At 63.2% G+C, this 16,773-nt stretch carries 17 protein-coding genes; 2 read left to right on the top strand and 15 right to left on the bottom strand.

Annotated features, from left to right (window positions below):
• From KHO23_RS34500 to KHO23_RS34515, 4 genes are all read right to left on the bottom strand, one after another.
• On the bottom strand, nucleotides 1-795 hold a 795-nt coding region (locus tag KHO23_RS34500; protein WP_328822024.1), incomplete at its 3' end, for a phage integrase family protein.
• A 105-nt stretch (nucleotides 796-900) separates the two neighbouring features.
• Complete coding sequence (locus KHO23_RS34505; protein ID WP_211617490.1) at nucleotides 901-2,106, bottom strand: hypothetical protein; 1,206 nt, start codon at nucleotides 2,104-2,106, stop codon at nucleotides 901-903.
• Nucleotides 2,103-2,450 (bottom strand): Tn3 family transposase post-transcriptional regulator TnpC, encoded by a 348-nt coding sequence (gene tnpC, locus KHO23_RS34510; protein ID WP_011875611.1) that lies wholly within the window; start codon nucleotides 2,448-2,450, stop codon nucleotides 2,103-2,105. Before tnpC ends, KHO23_RS34505 begins: the two co-directional genes overlap by 4 nt.
• A complete protein-coding gene (locus tag KHO23_RS34515; RefSeq protein ID WP_211617499.1) occupies nucleotides 2,437-5,442 on the bottom strand; it encodes a Tn3 family transposase in 3,006 nt (1,001 codons plus the stop codon). The genes tnpC and KHO23_RS34515 overlap by 14 nt, the downstream gene beginning before the upstream one ends.
• 136 nt (nucleotides 5,443-5,578) lie before the next feature.
• Here KHO23_RS34515 and KHO23_RS34520 point away from each other — a divergent pair, with 136 nt between their 5' ends.
• Complete coding sequence (locus KHO23_RS34520; RefSeq protein ID WP_198793778.1) at nucleotides 5,579-6,109, top strand: hypothetical protein; 531 nt, start codon at nucleotides 5,579-5,581, stop codon at nucleotides 6,107-6,109.
• A 1,113-nt stretch (nucleotides 6,110-7,222) separates the two neighbouring features.
• On the opposite strand, the gene KHO23_RS35310 is transcribed toward KHO23_RS34520, so the two are convergent.
• From KHO23_RS35310 to KHO23_RS34565, 10 genes are all read right to left on the bottom strand, one after another.
• Nucleotides 7,223-7,438, bottom strand: coding sequence for a diguanylate cyclase domain-containing protein (locus KHO23_RS35310; RefSeq protein ID WP_328822025.1), 216 nt, complete (start codon nucleotides 7,436-7,438; stop codon nucleotides 7,223-7,225).
• 243 nt (nucleotides 7,439-7,681) lie between these two features.
• Nucleotides 7,682-8,080 carry a response regulator gene (locus KHO23_RS34530; RefSeq protein WP_201124232.1) on the bottom strand — a complete coding sequence of 133 codons (399 nt, stop codon included), beginning with the start codon at nucleotides 8,078-8,080 and terminating at the stop codon, nucleotides 7,682-7,684.
• A gap of 431 nt (nucleotides 8,081-8,511) precedes the next feature.
• Nucleotides 8,512-8,829, bottom strand: coding sequence for a hypothetical protein (locus KHO23_RS34535; RefSeq protein WP_211617491.1), 318 nt, complete (start codon nucleotides 8,827-8,829; stop codon nucleotides 8,512-8,514).
• 212 nt (nucleotides 8,830-9,041) lie between these two features.
• Complete coding sequence (locus KHO23_RS35605; RefSeq protein ID WP_328822027.1) at nucleotides 9,042-10,031, bottom strand: tyrosine-type recombinase/integrase; 990 nt, start codon at nucleotides 10,029-10,031, stop codon at nucleotides 9,042-9,044.
• Nucleotides 10,032-10,072: 41 nt separating this feature from the next.
• A complete protein-coding gene (locus tag KHO23_RS35610; RefSeq protein WP_328822026.1) occupies nucleotides 10,073-10,948 on the bottom strand; it encodes a phage integrase family protein in 876 nt (291 codons plus the stop codon).
• 8 nt (nucleotides 10,949-10,956) lie between these two features.
• Entirely contained in the window at nucleotides 10,957-11,190 is a 234-nt protein-coding gene (locus KHO23_RS34545) for a hypothetical protein (protein WP_211617492.1), read from the bottom strand.
• 199 nt (nucleotides 11,191-11,389) lie between these two features.
• Complete coding sequence (locus tag KHO23_RS34550; protein WP_211617493.1) at nucleotides 11,390-12,424, bottom strand: PDDEXK nuclease domain-containing protein; 1,035 nt, start codon at nucleotides 12,422-12,424, stop codon at nucleotides 11,390-11,392.
• Nucleotides 12,425-12,468: 44 nt separating this feature from the next.
• Nucleotides 12,469-12,747 (bottom strand): HU family DNA-binding protein, encoded by a 279-nt coding sequence (locus KHO23_RS34555; RefSeq protein WP_211617494.1) that lies wholly within the window; start codon nucleotides 12,745-12,747, stop codon nucleotides 12,469-12,471.
• Nucleotides 12,748-12,933: 186 nt separating this feature from the next.
• Nucleotides 12,934-13,137, bottom strand: coding sequence for a hypothetical protein (locus KHO23_RS34560; RefSeq protein ID WP_211617495.1), 204 nt, complete (start codon nucleotides 13,135-13,137; stop codon nucleotides 12,934-12,936).
• Entirely contained in the window at nucleotides 13,134-14,168 is a 1,035-nt protein-coding gene (locus KHO23_RS34565; protein ID WP_211617496.1) for a DNA-binding protein, read from the bottom strand. The genes KHO23_RS34560 and KHO23_RS34565 overlap by 4 nt, the downstream gene beginning before the upstream one ends.
• Nucleotides 14,169-14,336: 168 nt before the next feature.
• On the opposite strand from KHO23_RS34565, the gene KHO23_RS34570 reads away from it, so the two are divergent.
• Nucleotides 14,337-15,512: a tyrosine-type recombinase/integrase gene (locus KHO23_RS34570; protein ID WP_211617497.1), complete on the top strand. Its 1,176-nt coding sequence runs from the start codon at nucleotides 14,337-14,339 to the stop codon at nucleotides 15,510-15,512.
• 524 nt (nucleotides 15,513-16,036) lie between these two features.
• Here KHO23_RS34570 and KHO23_RS34575 read toward each other — a convergent pair.
• A complete protein-coding gene (locus KHO23_RS34575; RefSeq protein WP_211617498.1) occupies nucleotides 16,037-16,663 on the bottom strand; it encodes an SCO family protein in 627 nt (208 codons plus the stop codon).
• Between the last annotated feature and the right edge of the window lie 110 nt (nucleotides 16,664-16,773).

Here is a 16,773-nt window from a genome sequence, read left to right on the forward strand (position 1 = left end):
GACGGTCGACCTGTCCACTCTTTCGGTTGATCTGATGGACACTCCGCAGACTGCTGATTCCAGCATTTTCAAGGCTCCGGCTGATGTCCATTGTTTTTCTCTTGCGCGTAACGCCTGGACGGCGTCGTAATCGTTGTCGACGCCCAGGATACAGGTCGACAGCGGTGCGCGGAACGCGCCTGCGGATCCGTCAACCTCATGCGGTAGCCGGAGTTGCTCCCATGGCGTCACGACTGACTGCCGGTCGGCGACGATCAGTGCGCGAGCCCGCTCCGTGAGTGCTGGATGCGCGACAAAGAATGCCTCGATCCGCTTTGCACTGGCCGGGCCGAGCCCCGGAACGGCACTCCACCACTGACGACGGCGGGGAATCCTTACCGTGAGATCAGCCAGGGTCCGGATGCCCGCCGCGTGCAGGACACGGACAGCGCGATCCGGCAACCAGCGCGTAATGTCATCCCCGATATGCGGCGTCGGTAAAGGCAGCGTGCGCAACGTTTCGACTGCCTGCGTGGTGGCACGGGCATGATGTCTGCGCTTGTGGGCCTGGCATTCGAACAGCGTCGCCAGATCCGCCCGCTGCCGGCTGCGGGCGTAAAGCGCAAGCTGCCGGCGGATCTGGCCGATGACGCCGCGTGCAGACTGCCCCTGACCGAGCCGGTCCCGCAGGTACCGGCTGGCCGCGTCACGCGAAGATGCGCCTTCGTACCAGGCGCGCAGCGCGGCAAGCGCGTCGGCATCGGGAAAATCGTTCGGCATGTCGGCGGCGACCGGGTTCGGGAGACGCGTTTTCATGACATGGAGTTTAGTCCAGAAATGTCAATACAGAGATAATAACTGTTATCTCTGTACCGATCACGAAAGACGTCCCGCCAGGATTTTTCACGATGATTTTCCGGCTTAGATCGCCTGCAGGGCGCGACTCAAAAAGTCCGCGTGCACAGAGGTTCCGGAGGCCAGAAAGCGAATCTGCTGCCGCACGGATTCGGGATCGACGCCAGCGTGTTCCGCTGCCTGCAGCGTGGCGCGGCTTGCATCGAGCACATCGACACCTGTGATCTCGTAGCCGTAGCCCATCGAGATCCAGTGCAACGCCGCGAGACCGGCGGCCATGGCGAATCCCGGCTGCTTCTGCGCAAAGTCCCTGGCCGCGCGCGTCAACGTCCGGGGGTCGGTCGGGCTGGCATTGGCCAGCTTGATGGCCTGGTTGAACAGGCCTGCGTCCTTGGCTGCCGCGAACCACTTCCCTGGCTCGCCCGGCGACGCAGCAACCAGGTCGCTCAGGACGGTCTCTTGCGCGATGTGCGGATACTTCTTTGCGATGGCACGGAAAGTTGCCAGGTAGGTGGTGCCCTGGTTCGCTTCGCATGCATAGCGCCGGTATGCCTCGTCGGCAAGACCCGATGACAGCAGGATCGCCTCGCAAGCTTTCGCAATCTGCCCGTCCGGGCTGTTGAGGCCGCGCGTGTTTTCCGCGTGGGCCACGGCTTCAGCCTTTCTGCCCATCGCAAGCAGTGCCTTGACGCCCCAGCGTCGGTAGTGCCACATCTTGAACGGAGCGCGGTCCACCAGTGCGATCAGCTGCGCATGTCGCCCAGCTGCATATAGCGAAGCCAGACAGATCGGTGTCCCCGCAAAATATCCCCCGGGCCCCTCGGACCAGACGTGCTCGACGAGATCAATAAACCTGTCGGCCCACTCGCTGGCGATTTCGGGCGTCACGCAGAGTGTGTCCCATTCGTCCGACAGACCTTCGATATAGGGGACGCCCTGATCCTGAATGGCTTCCCATAGCCGCTCGAGCCAGGCCTGGCGCGTGACTGTGTCGACCTGTGCGCCAGCAATGACCGGGACCAGTGTTTCGATCGCACGATTCACGGCCGTGCCGATCGCACCTGACGACCCGTCGACGTGTTCCAGCGCGGGCGAAACTTTCTCCAGAAATTTCACAGCGCCCTCTGCCGCAAGCACTGTATCGCCGCGCGCCACCTGCCGGATCTCCGCGAGCGCTTCCTTGATACGCTGGATCGGTACGTCCGAGCGCCAGCCGAAAGCGTGGCGCCGGAAACGCTGGGCGAACTGCCACTTGTACGAGGCAGGCTTCACAGTGGTTCGTCCGTTTCGGATCGCAGATCCTGCAGGGGGCGCAAGGCGAGAATCATTTTTTCGAGCACCATGATCCAGTCCTCGAGTTCCTCGATGGTGCAATCAGCCTGTTCGACCAGCGTAAGGTCATCCGTCGAGCACGACAGGCTCGCGCCATTGATAACGGTATGCGCCATGGCGTGCAGGCGCAGAAGATCGTCACGCAAACCATCGGGCTCGCAGCGGGCGCGGATGGTGTCGAAAAGATCCACGGCCTGCTGGATGACGGTCGTGTCGTATCGCTGCTGCAATGATTCCAGCGCGTCGGCATCGACGATGCCATAGGGGGTCTCAAGGTCGGGCATGAGATCGGGATCTCCGCAGGGAACGGACCGGGCCGGCGAACAGGTGATCGTGTATCCAGCCCTCGACGTGTCCAAAATCCAGTTCGTACCTGCCAAAACGTTTCAGGTTGCTGGTGAGGTAGGGACTGAGGAATCCAATGTCGTCGGGATTGACCTCAATGCCCTCATTCACCATCGATCGCAACGCCTGCATCATGTCCACCGTGTTCTGCAGGATCGCGGCCGAAGCCATCAGGTCGTTGTAACGCAGGCGTTTCTGCTGCTCGTCCGGGTCATTGACTGGCAACACATCTCCGCCGAACGAAAACCACTTGGCAAAGCCATTATAGGACTCGACCTTGTTGGTTGTGGCGGTGATCTCCTGTCGCAGTTCGTTGCTGCCGAGCCACTCAAGCAGGAATACCGTGCGAACCACCTTGCCAAGCTCCTCGGCCGCCAGGGACAGGCGATTTTTCGGACTGGCCGCACCGAAACGGCGCAGTAGAAGGGGCGATGAAATCGCTCCAGACTGGATCGACAGCGCGAGCTGCATCAGGTCTTTCCAGTGGCGCCCGATGAGTTCCCAGTCAACCGTTTCCGCGAAAAGATCATCGATATGTTTGTATCGGGTCGCAGCATCCACGCGATACAGCTTGAGGTCCTGCCAGTTGCGAATCCGCGGCATCAGCTTGATGCCCAGCAGGTAGGTGAAGGCGAACACCGCAGCCGACTGCCCCTGGGTGTCGGCGTGCACCGTATCGGCCTCAACGCTCAATCCAGCCTTAAGCAGCCCTTCGATCACGTAGATGGCTTCCCATATGCCCGGCGGGATGAAATGCCGGAATACCGCGATATAGTTGTCGGCGACGTGGCGGTAGGCGACCGCGCCCATTTTCCGGTAGCGGAAGTGATAGCCTGCCAGCAGGTTGTTGTCGTAGAAGTCGTAATGGGTGCCGTCGGCTGCCACCGTCTTGCCGTCTCCCCAGTGCTTCGGCAGGTCAAGCCGGAGATAGAGTTCGATCAGCTCGCGTTGTGCACTCTCAAGGCGTTCGAGACTCAAGTGCCGGCGGTTGACGAACGACATCATGTGCGGCGTGATCCTGTCACCCATGTGGCGCGCGGCCTGGGTGGGACCAAGATTGCACCCCATTGCGAAGATGGTAAGCAGGTACCGCTGTTCGGCGTCGCGGATTTTGGGATCGTTGCCGCTTAACGGACCAAAGTGTCGTGTGAAATGTGTCCAGTGCTCGATATTGGCGAGTACGTCCAGCAGATTGCGCACAGGCATGCGCTTGACGATCGCCTTTTGCAGGGCCACCGCGCTTTCCGGGATGACCGTCGCCGTGGTGCGACGGACAACAAACTCACCTGCCTTGTTGACCGTCACATGGTCGGACTTCTCGGGAAAACGCTCATCCAACTGGCGTGCGGCATCGGAGAGCCATTCGCGCAGCTGCGCCACAAAGCCGGCACTGCTGTCGGCAATGCCAAGCCTCTCGCTGTATCCCGGCAGGCGCTTCTCACATTCATGCCAGGGCAACAGGTAATCGCGATAGTCTGCAAAGGCATCCGAGCCGGCTACGCACAGGTCTCCGCTGCGCAGTTCCCTCGTCATGGCGGACAGTACGCACAGTTCCAGATAACGCCGGTTTGTCGTCGCACCCTTCTCGGGCGGGCGGAAAACCAGCTTGCGCCAGCGCTCGGAAGCAAAGCTGAGATCGACCTCGACGTTGATCCATTCGCGATGAAGCGATTCGTTGCTGAAAACGACCTCCATTGCCTGCAGCAAGGACTCGGACTGGGTGGTCGAGCTCCATGCCAGTGCATGCGCCAGACGTAGTAGTACTGATCGATGTGCCTTGAAATGCCTCCACAGCAGCGGCAGATAATTTCTGCCGCTGTAGGCCCGGACCTCGGCACAGCTTTCGCGCAATGGTTCGAGGTCGCCCGACGGCGCCAGATATTGGCGAACACGCGCACCAAGTTCGGTGTCGTCGGTATAGTCGTCGAGAATATTGACGACGCCGTCAAGCCTATCGACCAGGCTTTCCATCTGTTCGCGCTGACGTGCCTGGATCTGGTCTAGCTCTTCCCTGGCCCGCTTGTGGATTGCGCCCATACGACGGATGAACATCTCGGCCAGGTCGTCGCGGGCTCGCACGCGCATTTGATGCAGCAACGCGACAATGAGCGTATATCGCCGCTCCGGCAGGGTTTCCTTCAGATTCGCCGCGTCCAGACTCATCGCCTGCGTCGAGAGGGAGCGCAGCTTTGTCGCGGGAACACCTTCCAGCGCATGGTTGAAGTCGCCAAAACCATCGAGCCAGGCAAGATGGTCGACGAGCAGGGAGATATGCTTTCGCGATGGGCGTAAGGCGTATCGCTTGATGGTGTTGTACGCGCTCTGGCGCTGGTTGAATTCGCGCTTGATCAGCCGGTCCAGTTGGGCCTTGTCCTCATCAGAGAGGCGACGCGAGACACGTCGGAACAGCGCTGTTTGAACTCGCGTGTGGATCTGCTCCACAATGGCATCGAGCGTCGAGAACGCGGGCAGTTCGACCTGCTGCTGGATCAGGCTGTCGATGGTTGCATTGATGATGTCCACCGGCTGATCCATCGTCTCGGCGGCCTCATGTGCCGCGCGTACCGCGATTTCGTTGGCATCGGAGCCGTAGTAGGACTGGATGCCGAGAAATTCGCGGATTGCCGCATAGTGACGAAACAAGGCGGGCGACCTTGCCCTGTTGTAGCCGAATGCGGCCTCGGCGCCTATGTTCGCGCTCGCCCGGATGTGCTCGATGACAACGGGGGGAATGGCGTCAACGAAGGGAAAGTAGTGCATCTGCTGAAAGACCTTCAGCAGAACCAGCAGGCCCAGTCTCGAGGACTGGCCACGCGCGTTGCGGCGCACCCACTCAAGCTCTTCGACGTCCGGCGTATAGAACGCCTGCAGTTCCTCCGGTGAAAAACCCTTGGGAAACCTCGGATACGCGGTACGTTCGATGGTCGCCATGCCGGATTCCGGATCTCGAATGGGCTGGCCAGTGTAGCGCAAAAAATCCGGCAAAGCCGTCACACTTGTGCCGGTCTGTGCAACCAGCTGGCCGCTATAATTTTCGGATTCAGAACGCAGCGAAGGGGACAGAAACATGGGCAAAGCCAGCCAGCAGAAAAAATCGTCGCGCGCCCGCAAGCTGGGCACGCGCGACCTGGAGGCATTGCGACGGGGAGCGGTTCAGTCAGGGATCCCCGACGCTATCGTTCTCGATCGTAATGACCTGCCGCCGGAGCAGAAAATCTCCTGGCCCCTCGCCCAACTGCTTCAGGATGAGGTATCCGATCATCCAACACTGGAGGAATATCAGAGCGCACTGACGGCGATAGTTGCGGCGTGGAATACCAGCCTCCTGCCCGAGAGCGAGCGTGCTGAAGCGCTACGTGATCAGATCGGATTCGACAAAAGTGTTCCACCCGAAATACGGCGTGAGGTCACACAGGGCATCGAGCGCCTGATTGAGGAAAAAGTGGCCCGTTTTCCCCATGACCGCCGCCGTATCGTCTCGTGGGAGGCGAGGCTCGAAGGTGACGTACTCCGGGTCGTAGCGGCGGCGTCTGACGGTCCCCGGCACGATACCCTGGAGGATGTCATGCGGGGTTTGCTGCGAACGATGTCCGCGTAAGAGACCGCACATTCAGACCAGTCAGCTAAGGACGCGACCGTCCCGCGCTGACTGACCACGTTGACCTGTCTGCATGCCGACGCGCAAGCGGACGCGATAGCTCAGGGACGCATTCACGGCCCGAGTTCCTTATTCCATCAAAGCATAGAGATCCGTCGCTTCATAACTTTCAGGCTTATGATAGCAATTTGACCGGATCTTGGGCAGATCCCGAATACAGGTTTGTCGGAGAGGTTATGACCCACCACCGGTCGTTGTTGGTATGAACGTCCCAGACGTCGTGGCAGACATGTAAAACGTTCTCCGAATAGACCTTCTGTACCATCTCGACAGTGAGGTCAGGCGCCTGCCACGTCATGTACTCGATAATGTCGTTGGTTTCTTGGTCAGTCGCGGGCAGCATTCGCAGCTCCTACGGGCGTTGAAGATCGGGAACGACCGACGTCGCACCCTCGGCTGAACTCACTGCGCTCGGCACGGTAGCTCGCACCAAGCTCCCGAACGGACCTCACAATCTCATCGTTTTTCAGCGCTCCCGGTCCACTGCCGCAGTTCTCCCTCTGTGGAGGGCCCGTGGTGTGCAAGTGTCATGCCTCTTCCTTGCTCTTTTTCTAGCTCTATCGCTGAGGTCCGCCGATTCCGCTCATGCCGCTAATGAAGTGCGTGCCCTGAGAGGGTGCACGATTCCCATCGGGTCGGTCGAGCCGGAATCTCGCGGTAACGGCAGGTTCGGGTTGTCCGTTTCCGTCCGTGTAACGGTGCCGAGGCAACTTCGCCCTAACCCTGTTTTCCGCACTCCGCTCAACGAACCCAGCGCGCCAGCACTGGCTTGCGGTCCTCTTGCTGACGATGGCCACCGCGCTTGCCGTGGCTCTTAAGGTCAATGTGGTAAGTGTAGTCAATGGCCTGTTTGCGCAATCAGGCAAGCAGGGGACGAAAAGCTGCCTTATTCGGAGCGCTGTCAGGATTCGTACCTTGACGTCCGTCAGCGGTCGGGAAAGTCTCCCTGCAGAGTGATCCGCCGGTGATTGCTCAAGCTAATTGCCGCTACGCCGCTGTCACGCAGTTGCGGCCTTCATGTTTCGCGCGATGGAGACGTTCGTCGGCAACGCGCTACATGGCGTCGATCGTGTCGCCGTCGCGGCCGAACCGCAACACCCCGTCGCTGACCGTGACCTCGATCAACCGCCCGAGGCCGGCCTCGAACGCACTGCCGGCGATGGCCGTCCGAACACGCTCGCCGATCGCGCAGGCCGCTTCGAGCGCCGACTGCGGCAGCAGCACCACGAATTCCTTCCCACCCAAGCGCGCGATATCGGCCTCAGCCAAGACCACCTTTTTTCTGTATCTTCTGTATTCATGGGATCGGACGGTTGCGTGGTGCCCGGACCAGAACCTGCAGGCATGCGTCGACGACACCCGTTCCCAGGTCGGCTTCCCGTGAGACGCGACGCGGTGCACGCACGTGCGTGGACAGAGTGTTCCTCCCTGCCATTCGGGCGTCTCCCAGGCCGAGCCTGCTGTTTCCCGGGCACCGGCCGGGATCGAATGGATACCTTGCGCGTCCCGGCATCAGTGACGCGGCGCAGTGTGCCCGTGCGCGGCGGCACCGTCGGCCGCGTGCTCCGCGAGCAGGCGCCGCATCGTCGCCAGCAGCTCCGGCACATCGACGGGCTTGCGTAGAAAGCCGTCGTACTGCACAAAAGCGGGCGGAGTTGACTCGGCCGACACCAGGATAAAAACCGTCCCCGCCAGACCGGATGTGTTCCGGATGTGATGGCAGAGCGTGCTGCCGGACATTTTCGGCATCCGCCAGTCGGCGACGACCACGTCAACCGGGCCCGTCGTCAGGACGGCCAGCGCCGCCTGGCCATCGCCTGCGGCTTTCACTTCGTAGCCGTCGTGCTCGCAGCACAGTTCCCAGGCCGCCAGCGTCTCCGGCTCATCGTCCACCAGCAGCACCGTCGTCATACATCACCCCCACCCCCGGGCAAGGTCCAGCGGGCGCCCGGGAACCCGCAGCACACCGGAGTCTGACTCGCAGCCGGACGCCACACGCCCGCCTTTCGCGCAGCCCGATGCCTGGTTCCGCCGGAATGCCGGAACGTCTCGGGTCCGCATCAGCGTCCGCGTCCTCGCACGGCCGCCGCGTTGCCATCGACGCGGGCATGCGCCGATCGGGCGGGGGCTGCCAGGAGGCGCAAGGCACAACGTGCAGGGGAGCCGGGTATCCTCATACATACTAGCCAATCCTTCATACTTTTCATGCTGATTTTCAGTCGAAGGGGCTCTGCTCCGCACGTGGCAGCAACCTGCCCCAGCCCCCGGATCGGGCATCCGGATCGGCTGATTTCGCGACAGTTCCCACCAGGCTGCCTGCCGGCGCGAACGCGGTGACCCGTCTACTCATGGTCAAGCCGCGGCAGGTCCGCAAGCGTCTGGCCGGGACCGGAATCCACGGCCACCGTTTCGATCCCTTCGCGACCCGCCTCATACACGATGCGCCGGACCTCCGGACCCGCAACGCGTTGTCCATCCAGCGGAAAGACGGTCACTACGGTATCGCCTCTGGCCAGCGCGTCGACCACCTCAATCACCGGCGATTCGTGCGGCGCGACCTCAAACTGTTCGCCGCTCACGGAAACCTGCCCCCAGAGTACGTGGGTGACCCTTTGCGAATCCGGCTCAAGCCGGACTGCGGTAATCGCGTGTACTGTCATTTGCACTGCCTCACTGGCTGGAAAATCCTGATAGGTGGGGACGCCCGCCGCTTTCCGGCGGCGTCGTGCCACGCGCCTGGCGCCGACGTGTGGCCGATGTGTGGCCGATGCGTGGCCGATGGCACCGCCGTCCCGCCTGCGCGGGCTGGCCGGCACGGACCCGGCGCGCGCGGCATCCGCCTCGGGCGAGCCCCGTGCCCGGGCTGCCGGCATTACCCCGGCCCGTCATCCGCAGCGTAATACTGCGCGGCCGCCTCCAGCATGCGCTGCTGTTCGGCGCGCACATAGATCGACGTCGTCTGCAGCGACGCGTGACCGAGAATCGCCTGCACCACGTCGACCGGCATCTTGCGTGCGACCGCGCGCGTGCCGAAGGTGTGCCGGAACGCGTGCGCGGAGGTGTTCGCGAGCTGGACCAGATGTTCTTTCGGGACGTCCGGCCGCGCCGCAAATTCGACGGTCACACGCTGGATGGCCTGACGGACCAGATGCCCGAATGCATCGGTCGTATACGACGCCTCGACGGCGCCGCCGTGTTTCTTCCGCGCCGTGCCGGTCACCGGAATCACCAGCGGCACGATCAGCGGCGCGGAGTCGAGCGCCGCATCAAAGTCGCGCCCGCGATCGGCCCAGTGTTCGCGCAGCGCGCGCACCGTGGCCACACTGACCGGGACCGTGCGCTGTTTGCGGCGCTTGCCGGTCACCGTCAGCGCCCAGACCGGGGCGCCGCCCGAAGGAAGCGACAACAGGCGAAGGTTTTCGCGACGGGCGTGCGCCGCTTCATCACGCCGCAGCCCCGAATCACCCATCAGCAGGATCGCCGCGCGCGCGGTGCGCCACTGCCGGGCTTCGGCGTCCTGCCCCTCCGCCTCGTCCCCGGCACAGCGGGCGTCGAGCGCGGCCCGCAATCCCGTCCACAACCCGGCCGGCAGCGCACGCCCGACCTGCACCGGGACTTCGCGGGTCACCGTCGCCGGATCGTGCACCGCGCTCCACGGATTGCCCGCCAGATAGCGGACGTCGGTAAGCCATGTGAAGGCCGCCCGCAGCACGCGCACCGCATACGCCTGACTGTCGGGCGACAGGCCCCCAGGGGCAAAGGGTCGCCAGCGTCCGCCCGCGCGTGAGCGCTTCGGGCCGGTAAAGGCCGGCGACGGGGCCACCAGGAAATCCTTGTACGCCTCGCAGTCCTCGACCGTCATCGACGACACCGCCACGCCGCGCACCACCACCGCCCACAGGATCAGGCGTTCGAGCTCGCGGGTGTAGGCCCGTAGCGTCGCCGGCCGGTCCCGGTAGCGGTGTAAATAAGCATGGATCGCCGCGAGGTCGTGCGGCGCGCGGATGAACGCAAACGCGGTCGCCCGGTTGGCGCCGCGCTTTCCGGTTCCATGCGCGCCCTCGCCACCGGACAGCTCCGCTGGCACCGCGAGCCGCTCGAACGGTGCGAGGCGAGGCGCGGCGCGTCCGGCGGGCCGCCGATCACGACCGCCCGGCCTGGTCCTTCGCCCTGCCCTGCGCCGGGTTCGGGTTCCAGCGAACGGACGTCGACGTCTGCCTCCACGCGGCACCCGAGTGTCGCCTCGTGCCGGCGCAGCCACGCGACGATCGTCCGCGCGCGCAGCGGGCCGATGCGCGGCACCGACCGCCACCAGCTGCCGCCGTGGCGGTTGCAGTAGTCGACCAGCTCCTGCAGGGTTGTGATGCCCTCGGCCGTCAGGCGCCGCGCGACCAGCGGCCGGAACCACAGGCCGACGCCGTGCGCCGGAGACGGCGTTGCCGCCGCCAGCTGCGCGGCCTGCTCGACCATGCGCAGCGTGACCGCGGTGAGTTTCGCGCTGCCGTGCTTGCGGATCGAGGTTTTCAGGTGCTCCGCGAGCACGCTCGAGCCGTTGATCAGCGCGAGCCGCACCAGCTCGTCGCGCATCGCACCCAGGTAGCGCGCCATCGCCTCGGGCGTGGCCGCATGCGGGGCCAGCTCAGGATCATCGGTGTCGTAATAGCGCCGCGCGATCGCCGCCGGCTCGATGCGCTGCACGAACGCGCGCAGCGCCGCGAAGTCGGTGCGCGTGTAGGTGCGCGGCGGCGGAACGGTGAGCGTTTGCGGGTGGTTGGCCATGTCGTGTCTCAGTCCGAGTCCGGCGCCGCAAAATCCGTCCGCGTGTGCGCCACGCCGACGGCATTCCACAGCACGTCGAACGCCGGTCGCAGGACCGTCAGCGGATCGGCGTCGAAGTCCTCGAGGTAGACCGGCGGCGCACTGATGCGGCCGGCGTTTTCGGGCAGACGTATGAAATCGGCCCGGTACTGCGAGTGTGTCACAGCGACGCGGGCCTCGGATCCGACCAGCCAGCTCAGCATCAGGTAGGCGGGAGGATTAACGTCTAGCGTCCGATGAAGTAAAAGTAAGAGCGTTTTCGAAGTAAGAGTAGTAGCGGCGGCGGTCGCGGCCGTATTCGTGCATTGCTTTGAGCGCGACTCTTCGCTGCAAACCGTTCATCGTTCCGGGCTTATGTCTCAGCGGTTCCGCGCTCAGCGCCGAAGGCAGCACGCTAAAACCTCATTTTTCCGGCTTGGCCCGCAACCGCAGCCGCGCTGCCTCGATGGACTGGTGAAGTTTGGCCTGCAAGGTCTCGCGGGAAGGCAGCACGGTCAGGTATTCAGCGACGTGAATGCCGCTCCTGTCCAGTTCGAGCAGTTCGATCTGCTCCTGTTTCTTGCCGGCGCAAAGGATAATGCCAAGCGGGGGCAGTTCGTCCGGTTCCTGCTCATGTTTCGCCAGCCATCGTAGATACAGTTCCATCTGGCTTTTGTATTCAGCCTTGAATGAGCCAAGCTTCAGTTCGATTGCCACGAGGCGCTTGAGCTTGCGGTTGTAGAAAAGCAGATCGATGTAGAAATCATCGTTATCAATCTGCAGCCGCTTCTGGCGGGCCACAAATGTGAAGCCAGCGCCGAGTTCAAGCAGGAATTGCTGCATCTCGCGCAGGATGGCGTCTTCGAGATCCTTTTCAAGGTAGTGATCGTTCAGGCCGAGGAAGTCCAGCACATACGGGTCTTTCAACAGCACGTCCGGCTGTACGCGCCGCTCCTGCCGTATTTGCGCCAGATCATGCCGGATCGCGTCTGCGGATTTCCGCGAAATCGCACTGCGCTCGAAGAGCATCGAATCCATGCGCTCCTGCAATTGCCGGGACGACCAGCGTTCGAGCCGACAGAGCTCAAGGTAAAACTCGCGCTTCAGCGGGTCGTCGACATACATGAGCGTCTTGATGTGCGTCCAGCTCAATTCTCTCCGCACTGCGGAGAGAATTGCCTCGTCCTGGAAAATCTCTGCGGCCCGCAGGCAGTGCCGCAACTGCTGCTCACTCCAGCCGCGGCCATACTCAGCGGTAAGCGCGCCCGCCAGCGATGCGATCACCTGCCGGCCGTACTCCGCACGTGCACCGCCCAGCACCTCTGCCCGGATGCGGTGTCCAATTCGCCAGTACAGCAGCGACAGTTCGGCATTGACGGCCGCCGCCGCGCGCTCACGCGCCGAATCAATCAGCTCCCGGACTTCATTCAGGAGCGGTATGGGCGTAAGTGCATTCATGCTCGCTGGAACTCCCGAGTCAGGAAACGGTGCCAGTCATCCGGTCACACGCCATTGACCGCATCCTTGAACGCCTTGCCCGCCATGAATTTGACCGTCTTTGCCGCAGCGATCTGCATTTCAGCTCCGGTGGCGGGATTACGGCCAACCCGGGCCGCGCGCGCACCGGTGGCAAACGTACCGAACCCGATCAGCTGCACCGCTTCGCCGTTCGCGACCGCGCCCGTCACTGCACCGATGATCGCATCGACGGCAGCCGCCACGGCCACCTTGCTGTTGCCGGTTGCTGTCGCGACCGTATCAACGAGTTCCTGTTTGTTCATGATTTTCCTTTCTGTCGAAGAGCGCACGTCAATCGCCCCACCTGCGTCGCCCAGCCTGACACCTTACAGGACGCCGCACATCCCGGCAAACCAGGCGCCGTAAGGCCGCGCAGGATCTGGCCAACAAAACTCTCCGCATCGCGGAGACAATTACCTGACTCGTGCCGGCGCCTGGCGTGTCGTGTTTCAGAACAGTTGCCCGGTCAGGGCCAGCAGGTTCGTCCATTTCACGTTACTGCGAAAAATCCGGCCGTCGTCGCCGACCGACTCGATGATGGCGCGCTGGCCGCTCGCCTCGGCAACGACCCGCACCGTCCGCTCGCCATATTGCATCAACGCACCGATTGGCGGGCAGACCGCTGGCCTGCGCCTGCCGGGCGCCTTCTTCATGTCGCCGCACCCTTCGATGCACGTCGCTTGCGAGCGGGTGACCCGGTTTTGCCGACTGCGCCTTTTGACTGCGGCGAGCTCCGGCGCGCCCCGGTTCCCGGGCGTGATGCGGGCGCAGTGAGCGGCTGGCGCCGCAGCATCTCGAGTTCCTGCACGTACGCGCTGTTGGCCGCCCGGATTGCATCGAGGTGCCCCTGCAGCACGCCCGCCTGATGGCGCGCGTCGCCCAGCTGCGCCTGCAGGGTTTCCAATGCGCGGCGATGATCGGCGTCCTTCCGGTCCGCGCGACGCGTGGCTTCGTCCAGCTCCTTCAGCAGCTTCGTTGCGGTACTTCGCTCGCGGTCGATCTCGAGCAGGGCGCGCTTTTCGGATGCACGAAGCCGCTCCTCCGCGCGTTCGGCCGCTTCCCGCTGCTTTGCCAGCTCGCGCGCAAAACCTTCCCTCGCCTCCACCAGCTCGCGATCGCGCGCGGCCAGCCCCGCCCGCATCCGTTCAAGCTCTGCCTCGAGCGCTTTTCGCTGTGCATGACCTTCGGCCTGGGCCTTGTCCAGTTCGCGGATCTCAACCTGCGCGGCCAGCAGCGCGGCGGTGCGCTGCTCAAGCGCGCTTTCGGTGCGACCCAGCTCATCGCGGGCGGCAACGACCGACTGCTGTGCCTCGACCTGCTGCGCCTCGAGTTCGGCGCGCAGCGCGTCGAGCGCCGCCTCCGCTGACGCGGTCGCGCGTGTCCAGAGGGTGGCCACCAGCTCGCCCGCGGCCGCACCGAGATCGGCGGGCAGGTCGGGATGGTCGATCCGTACCCGGCTCTTCTCGCGCAGTTCCGCCCAGAACTCGCCGAGCACGGCGGTCGGCGTGCCCATGCTACCGCGCCGGACCAGCTGATACAGGCGGTTGGCGGTCGGCGTGATGCCGTAACGGAAGAACAGCAGCGCGCAGACCTCGCGATAGAGCTCGCGTGTCCTGGGGAACGCCGCCTTCAGGCGCTCGATCTCGGCGGCCAGTGCCGTGTCGGGGGACAGGACGTCGCTCATGAGGTTCTCATCGTTAATTTATTTATATATTACTACGTAAACCGGCCTATTTCTAACGCCCTCTTCCTTTAATTTTGACATTAATCCTATAATGTTGAAATTCAGTGACGAGGGCGCGATAATTATTGCGTCACACCCCGAAACCCGCCCGCACCGGTCCCGATGCCCATGAAAACCGCCCTGATCGCACCGCGCCCCCTCGACGCGATCGAGCTGCCCGCCGATCTCGACGGCCGCGACGGAACCAACCGGTCGCACGGCCACGCGCAGATCGCCGCCCATGACGACCTGGCCGCGGTGCGCGCGTGGCTTGCACGCGTCGCCGACAAAAAGACCACGTTCGAGAATTACCGCAAGGAAGCCGAACGGCTGCTGCTGTGGGCGATCGTGCAACTCGGCAAACCGCTGTCGTCGCTCACGCACGAGGACCTGCAACTGTTCCGCCAGTTCCTGAAAGACCCGCTGCCGCACGCGCGCTGGGTCGCCGACGGCGGCCGCAAGTACGCGCGCCACGACCCGCGCTGGCGCCCGTTCTACAAAACACTTCTGCCGAGCAGTCAGTACCAGGCCATGGTGATCATCAACGCGCTGTTCGCGTGGCTCGTCGAAGCCGGCTATCTGGCTGGCAACCCGCTGTCGCTGTCCCGTCAGCGGGCCCGCCGCACGAAGCCTCGCATCACTCGCTACCTCGACCGCGAACTGTGGAACGAAGTGAAGCTCCATATCGACAGCCTGCCGAAGGACACCCCGCGCGAGCGTGAGCGCTACCTGCGCGCACGGTGGCTGTTCACGCTGTTCTATCTCGGGGGCCTGCGCATCTCGGAGGTTGGCGGCAACAGGATGGGCTGCTTCTTCTGCCGGCGCGATGCCGACGGTCACGAGCGCTGGTGGCTCGAGGTACTGGGCAAGGGTGACAAGGAAGGGCTGGTGCCGGCCTCTGCGGAGATGATGGTGGAACTTGGACACTACCGGCGCGAGCGCGGCCTGTCCGCCCGGCCCTCCCGGCATGAAGAAACACCACTCGTGCTGCCACTGGGCAAATCCATGAAGCCGCTCACGCGCGCGGCGCTGCACACGATCGTCAAGGGTATCTTTGCCGGCGCGGCCGGACGGCTCCGGCTGCGCGGCGACGGTTTCGCGGGACAGGCGGATCTGCTCGAACAGGCCTCCGCACACTGGCTGCGCCACACGGCTGGTTCGCACATGGCCGACGGCGGCGCCGATCTGCGCACCGTGCGCGACAACCTGCGTCATGCGTCGCTGACGAGCACCAACCCGTACCTGCACACGCCCGACGAAGAGCGCCACCGCGAAACCGAGGAAAAACACCGTATCGACTGGTAGTCCTCAATTGAGCGGTCAGCGACGTGTCCCCGCGATCGGGAACACCGCTCGAGCATGAAACGGACAAAGCCGTGGGCGAACAGCAACGCAAGCGGCAAGGCCGCAATGATCAAACGCGGTTTCCACTGGAGACAGCCCTGTCCGGAGCCTTCCGCCTGCGCGCCATGCCGCCGTTGCGCAACTATCCACCGCAGATCGCCGCATGCTCTGCTGCATCGGTCCGCCTGCCGAGTCTTCCTCGTTTCCCGCGATTTCATATCCTGCATTTCTTGGGGCGCTCTTGCGTATTCGCGTCTTCGTCAGCGGCTCGATCGTCGTGACAGCATAGCCAGGCGATCGCAGACTATAGGCGCGCTGCAAGCGCCGACGCGCAACACCGGCCCGCAGCGCCGACTCAATAAATCATGACAGCGTCTCGTTCTTGTTCAGCACCGCTTCGGCGGCCTGCTGCAGTTCCCGCTGACGCATTCCGCCCATCCCGCGACACTACTCCGACGGCCCCAGCCAGGCGAGATAAGACGCCTTCAGTTGGACGCGATCGATGTCTGGTACGCGTGCAACAAGTCGCTTGCGGTAACGAAACCATCGAACCGCAACCAGGATTTCCCGGGTGCGGAACGGAACAGTGTTACCGGGGTATGGTCCATCTTGTCGCCGCGGTAAACGTTGAAGGCCTGCTGCGTGGCGACGCTCGCCGCCACGGTTCCCGTATAGTGCTGCCACTCCGGTCCAGCCCCAAATTTTTTTGCATACTCCCTCAGGCGCTCAGGCGTATCTTGCTCCGGATCAATTGAGATGGAAACGAGGTGTACCTTGTCCCGATCAGCGCCAAGTTCGCTTTGCAATTGCGACAAAGTCTGACTGATCATGGGGCAGACGGTTGTACAACTGGTATAGATAAAAGTCAGCACCACCGGGCGGCCGTCGTCCACCGCATTCTTCAGCGAGACGGTCTGGCCATCATCTCGGACCAACATCACGGCAGGTAGTGCGTAGTCCGCCGTTGACGTCATGGTCATGCCTTTCATCATGTGATGGTGGGCGTGCGGGTCGGCAACGTCCTGCGCGAACGCAAGAGACGCAACCGCAATGATTGTGCTCGTGAACGCAATCGCCGACGCCCGGCCCCATGGTTTTGGGAACACTCTCATAGTCTTACTGTGTCATATAAATGCTCGTGCAATCTATTCCCGCACAGGAAGAGTGCCATCGTTGCATGAGCCGTAGTCCAAGCAGGATACGCAACGTGGTAATGGAATCA

This window comes from Paraburkholderia haematera (genome assembly GCF_905220975.1).
Lineage (GTDB): Bacteria > Pseudomonadota > Gammaproteobacteria > Burkholderiales > Burkholderiaceae > Paraburkholderia > Paraburkholderia haematera.

Excerpts from the sequence above, each read along its gene's own strand:
- KHO23_RS34575 (WP_211617498.1), bottom strand. The coding sequence starts at position 16,663 with ATGAGAGTGTTCCCAAAACCATGGGGCCGGGCGTCGGCGATTGCGTTC.
- KHO23_RS34555 (WP_211617494.1), bottom strand. The coding sequence starts at position 12,747 with ATGAACAAACAGGAACTCGTTGATACGGTCGCGACAGCAACCGGCAAC.
- KHO23_RS34535 (WP_211617491.1), bottom strand. The coding sequence starts at position 8,829 with ATGACAGTACACGCGATTACCGCAGTCCGGCTTGAGCCGGATTCGCAA.
- KHO23_RS34560 (WP_211617495.1), bottom strand. The coding sequence starts at position 13,137 with ATGAAGAAGGCGCCCGGCAGGCGCAGGCCAGCGGTCTGCCCGCCAATC.
- KHO23_RS35605 (WP_328822027.1), bottom strand. The coding sequence starts at position 10,031 with ATGACGGTCGAGGACTGCGAGGCGTACAAGGATTTCCTGGTGGCCCCG.
- KHO23_RS34550 (WP_211617493.1), bottom strand. The coding sequence starts at position 12,424 with ATGAATGCACTTACGCCCATACCGCTCCTGAATGAAGTCCGGGAGCTG.
- KHO23_RS34520 (WP_198793778.1), top strand. The coding sequence starts at position 5,579 with ATGGGCAAAGCCAGCCAGCAGAAAAAATCGTCGCGCGCCCGCAAGCTG.
- KHO23_RS35610 (WP_328822026.1), bottom strand. The coding sequence starts at position 10,948 with ATGGCCAACCACCCGCAAACGCTCACCGTTCCGCCGCCGCGCACCTAC.
- KHO23_RS34515 (WP_211617499.1), bottom strand. The coding sequence starts at position 5,442 with ATGGCGACCATCGAACGTACCGCGTATCCGAGGTTTCCCAAGGGTTTT.
- tnpC (WP_011875611.1), bottom strand. The coding sequence starts at position 2,450 with ATGCCCGACCTTGAGACCCCCTATGGCATCGTCGATGCCGACGCGCTG.
- KHO23_RS34545 (WP_211617492.1), bottom strand. The coding sequence starts at position 11,190 with ATGCTGAGCTGGCTGGTCGGATCCGAGGCCCGCGTCGCTGTGACACAC.
- KHO23_RS34530 (WP_201124232.1), bottom strand. The coding sequence starts at position 8,080 with ATGACGACGGTGCTGCTGGTGGACGATGAGCCGGAGACGCTGGCGGCC.
- KHO23_RS34570 (WP_211617497.1), top strand. The coding sequence starts at position 14,337 with ATGAAAACCGCCCTGATCGCACCGCGCCCCCTCGACGCGATCGAGCTG.
- KHO23_RS34565 (WP_211617496.1), bottom strand. The coding sequence starts at position 14,168 with ATGAGCGACGTCCTGTCCCCCGACACGGCACTGGCCGCCGAGATCGAG.